The sequence below is a fragment of the Mesorhizobium sp. M7A.F.Ca.CA.002.04.1.1 genome, from assembly GCF_004022805.1.
GTDB lineage: Bacteria > Pseudomonadota > Alphaproteobacteria > Rhizobiales > Rhizobiaceae > Mesorhizobium > Mesorhizobium ciceri.
In genome coordinates this window covers 1-4,309 of record NZ_RZPL01000112.1, presented here as the reverse complement: position 1 = coordinate 4,309, position 4,309 = coordinate 1, and the positions used below count along the sequence as shown (strand labels likewise).

At 63.9% G+C, this 4,309-nt stretch carries 6 protein-coding genes; 5 read left to right on the top strand and 1 reads right to left on the bottom strand.

The features are described 5' to 3' along the window. From modA to ENZ75_RS08540, 4 genes are all read left to right on the top strand, one after another. A partial coding sequence (modA, locus tag ENZ75_RS35015) for a molybdate ABC transporter substrate-binding protein (protein WP_245481139.1) occupies positions 1–408 on the top strand: 408 nt, incomplete at its 5' end. A 15-nt stretch (positions 409–423) separates the two neighbouring features. Then, on the top strand, positions 424–1,128 hold the full coding sequence (gene modB, locus ENZ75_RS08550; protein WP_063168280.1) for a molybdate ABC transporter permease subunit: 705 nt from the start codon (positions 424–426) through the stop codon (positions 1,126–1,128). Next, positions 1,125–2,237, top strand: coding sequence for a molybdenum ABC transporter ATP-binding protein (gene modC / locus ENZ75_RS08545; protein WP_063168279.1), 1,113 nt, complete (start codon positions 1,125–1,127; stop codon positions 2,235–2,237). The genes modB and modC overlap by 4 nt, the downstream gene beginning before the upstream one ends. A gap of 80 nt (positions 2,238–2,317) precedes the next feature. Then, positions 2,318–2,659 (top strand): winged helix-turn-helix domain-containing protein, encoded by a 342-nt coding sequence (locus tag ENZ75_RS08540; protein ID WP_063168278.1) that lies wholly within the window; start codon positions 2,318–2,320, stop codon positions 2,657–2,659. Between the two features lie 126 nt (positions 2,660–2,785). On the opposite strand, the gene cobF is transcribed toward ENZ75_RS08540, so the two are convergent. Further along, complete coding sequence (cobF, locus tag ENZ75_RS08535; protein WP_013531027.1) at positions 2,786–3,562, bottom strand: precorrin-6A synthase (deacetylating); 777 nt, start codon at positions 3,560–3,562, stop codon at positions 2,786–2,788. 204 nt (positions 3,563–3,766) lie between these two features. Here cobF and ENZ75_RS08525 point away from each other — a divergent pair. Then, positions 3,767–4,309 (top strand): DUF4424 family protein (locus ENZ75_RS08525; protein ID WP_128278022.1); only part of this gene is annotated, 543 nt, incomplete at its 3' end.

Genomic DNA, 4,309 nt, shown 5'->3' with positions numbered 1-4,309 from the left:
GGTTTCGACCTCGCCAAGCTGATCGGCGACGGCAAGCTCGCCATGGGAGATTTCAAGGCGGTGCCGGCCGGCAAATACGGCAAGGCCGCGCTTGAATCGCTCGGCGTCTGGTCCTCGGTCGAGGGCAAGGTGGCGCAGGCCGAAAACGTGCGCGCGGCGCTGAAACTGGTTTCGACGGGCGAAGCCGCCCTTGGCATTGTCTATGCCACCGACGCGCATGCCGAAAAGGGGGTCAAGGTGATCGGCACCTTCCCGGAGGATTCGCATCCGCCGATCATCTATCCGGTTGCCCAGACCGCCGATTCGAAGGACAAGGATACGCCGGCTTTCCTGAAATGCCTGCAGTCGGCCAAGGCGGCCGCGCTGTTCAAGGATCAGGGATTTACCGTGCTCGCGCCGAGCAACTGAGTTCCAAGGGGCACTATGAACTGGCTGCTGGACCTCACTCCCGACGAATGGAATGCGGTCCGGCTGTCCATCAAGGTGGCAACGGTGGCGATGCTCGCCAGCCTGCCGCCGGGCATCTTGATCGCGCTTCTGCTTGCCCGGGGACAGTTCTGGGGCAAGACGGTTCTCAACGGGCTGGTGCATCTGCCGCTGATCCTGCCGCCGGTGGTGACCGGCTATCTGCTGCTGCTCACCTTCGGCCGGCGCGGTCCGGCCGGTGCCTTCCTGGCCGAGCATTTCGGCATCGTCTTCTCCTTCCGCTGGACAGGTGCGGCGCTGGCTTGCGGCGTCATGGGCTTTCCCCTGATGGTGCGGGCGATCCGGCTGTCGATCGAGGCGGTGGACCGTAGGATGGAAGCGGCGGCGGGAACGCTCGGCGCCAATCCGCTCTGGGTGTTTGCCACCATCACGCTGCCGTTGATCCTGCCCGGGCTGATCGCCGGCGCCATCCTGGCCTTCGCCAAGGCGATGGGCGAGTTCGGCGCCACCATCACCTTCGTTTCCAACATTCCCAATGAGACGCAGACATTGCCGTCGGCGATCTACACCTTCACGCAGGTGCCGGGTGGCGATGAAGGGGCGCTCCGCCTGACGCTGATTTCCATTGTCATCTCCATGGCAGCACTTGTGGCTTCGGAGGTGCTGGCGCGGCGTGTCGGCCGGCGGCTGGACATCGAATGAGCGTTCTCGTCGACATCAGCCATCGGCAGGGCGGTTTCGCCATCGGCGCCCGCTTCGAAAGCGCCGGGCGGCTGACGGCGCTGTTCGGAGCGTCGGGGTCGGGCAAGACGACGCTGATCGGCATGATTGCCGGGCTGATCCGGCCCGACAAGGGACGCATCGAGGTTGACGGCCGTGTGCTGGTCGATACCGGTGCCGGCATTTTCGTGCCGAAGCACAAGCGCCGCATCGGCATGGTGTTCCAGGACGCAAGGCTGTTTCCGCATTTGAGCGTTGCCGGCAATCTTCGCTACGGCCGCTGGTTCACGCCGCCGGCGGAGCGCTACGCCGATATCGATGCCGTCGTCGACCTGCTCGGCATCGGGCCGCTCATGAACAGGCGGCCGGCAAAGCTCTCAGGTGGCGAGAAACAGCGTGTGGCGATCGGCCGGGCATTGCTTGCCAGCCCCAGACTGCTGCTCATGGACGAACCGCTGGCCTCGCTCGACGAGGCGCGCAAGGCCGAAATCCTGCCCTATGTCGAAAGGCTGCGCGACGAGATCAAAATCCCGATCGTCTATGTCAGTCATTCGGTCGCCGAAGTGGCGCGGCTGGCCAGCGACGTGGTGATGCTGGCGCAGGGCAATGTCGTTGCCAGCGGGCCGACCGAGGCGGTGATGCAAAGGCTCGACCTGTTGCCGGCGGAGGAGCGCGGTGAGGGCGGCGCCGTGCTGGACACCAAGGTGCTGCATCACGACGAGAGTTTCGGCATGACCGTGCTCGGCTCGGCTGCGGGCGAGCTCCGGGTGCCACAGCTGGCGATGAAGACAGGTACGCCGGTGCGCATCCGTATCCGCGCCCGCGATGTGATGATCGCCACCGAAAAGCCGAGGGGTCTCAGCGCGCTCAACATCCTGCCGGGAACCATTACCGCGATGAGCCCCGGCGAGGGACCGGCGGTCGAGGTCGGTATCGACTGCAATGGCGCAACCGTGCTTGCCCGCATCACCGAACAGTCGCGGCAGGCGCTGAAGCTTCATCTTGGCGGCAAGGTTTTCGCGGTGATCAAGACGGTGAGCTTCGATCGGGCGAACACCGGCGCCGGCCTGCCCCCCGAGACGGGTGGATGATCCCGCTATGTCTTTTTGGAATAGCGGTTTCGCCAGGGAGCTTCTAGTATGATGTTGGGATGTGACCGCGGAGAGCAAAGATGCCGTCGCTGAGCTTGCGGATAAATCTCGATCCCGACGGGCGCGTCGGGCCGGGCAAGATCAAGCTCCTGGAACAGATCGCCGCCTTCGGCTCCATCTCGGCCGCCGCGCGCGGCATGGAGATGTCCTATAAGCACGCCTGGGACCTGGTCGAGGACATGAACCGGGTATTCGGCAAGCCGCTGGTGGCGGCACAGACCGGCGGCCGCAAGGGCGGCGGCGCACAGTTGACGGCGGTCGGCCTGGCAGTGGTCAGCCGCTTCCGCGCCATCGAGCGCGCGGCGGCGGCCGCGGCAGCGACGCATATGGAGGCGTTGCAGGCGGAGATTGAGGCTGGGTGAGGGAGTAGGGCAGTAGGGCAGTAGGGCAGTAGGGCAGTAGGGCAGTAGGGAGGCATTCGCGTGCTGTCTTCCAACACAAAACGTCATTCACCTACTCCCCTACTGCCTTACTCCCCTATTGCCTTCCTATTCGGGCTTGCGCAGCAAATAGCTGTCCATGATCCAGCCCTTCCGCCGACGAGCTTCCTCTCGAACTTTTTCGATCTTTGCGCCGATGTCACCGATCCTGCCGGAGAGGGTGATCTCGTCTTCCGTTCCGAGATAGGCGCCCCAATGGATGACGACATCCTTGTCGGCCAGCGTGTTGAAGGCGCATTTGCCGTCCAGCAGGACGACCGCGCTGCCGGCATTGTCCGGCATGCCTTCTTCGGTCAGGCGGCGGCCGGTGGTAATGAGGACGGAATCGCCGATGCGGTTCAGCGCCATCTTGTGGCTGGCGGCAAGTGCCTGGACGGCGGTGATGCCGGGGATGACCTCAAGCTCGAACGCCACATCGCCTCGCAGGCGCACGCGCTCAAGGATGCGCAACGCGCTGTCATAGAGCGAAGGGTCGCCCCAGATCAGGAAGGCGCCGCAGCCGTCGCCTGCAATCTCGTCGCGGATCAGGCCTTCGTAAATGGCGGCGATGGCTTCATGCCAGTCATCGACGGTCGAGCGGTAGGAGGGCGCCGGCCCATCTTCTACCGGGAGGTCGCGCACCGGCACGTCGAATTCGACGCGCCGCGACTTCGGATTGGTGACGAAGCGGTCGCAGATCTGACGGCGCAGTTCGGCCAATTCATTTTTTTTCGCGCCCTTGTCGGGAATGAACAGCACATCCGCCTGGTTCAGGCCTGATATGGCCTGAACGGTCATGTGGTCGGGATTGCCGGCGCCGATGCCGATGACGAGAAGCTTGCGCATGGGCGAACTCCTGCCCGATCGGAACCCGTTAGTCCAGACCGCGCTGGCGCGTGTCCAGACCGCGCTGGCGCGTGTCCAGACCGCGCTGGCGCGTGTCCAGACCGCAGTCCATCTCCCTTTGGTGCGTCCGCGGATACGGAAGGGCTTTGAACGCCACATTGAAACGGCTAGGGTCCTGCAGGCATTCCAGCCGAGGGGGCTTCCATGTTGCGATATGTTCTGACCGCCGTGCTGGCCTTGTCGTCCGCACCCGCTTTCGCCAATGATTCGGTTGCCGAACTTGGCACCGGCGGCCTGATCCTGTCGCGCAGCGATGCCGTGGCGATGCAAAGCGAGGACCTTTTCATCTCGCCGGAAAAGGTCACGGTCGACTATGTCTTCCACAACAACACCGATCAGGATGTCCAGGCCATCGTCGCCTTCCCGATGCCCGACATATCGGGCAATCCCGAAGAAATCCCGGCGATTCCTGAAAATCAGAGCGATAATTTCCTCGGTTTCGAGGTGACGATCGACGGTGTCGCCGCAAAGCCGCAGCTCGAGCAGAAGGTGTTGGCGCTCGGCATCGACATCAGCGCTGAGCTGAAGGCGCAAAACGTGCCGTTCTATCCTTTCGGCGATGCGGCGAAGGCGGCGCTGGCGAAGCTGCCGCAAGCGGTTGTCGATGACTGGGTCAACCGCGGCATCATCATCGAGGACACCGGCAGCGACGGCACCGAGACGAGCAAGGTCTACACCCCGTTCTGG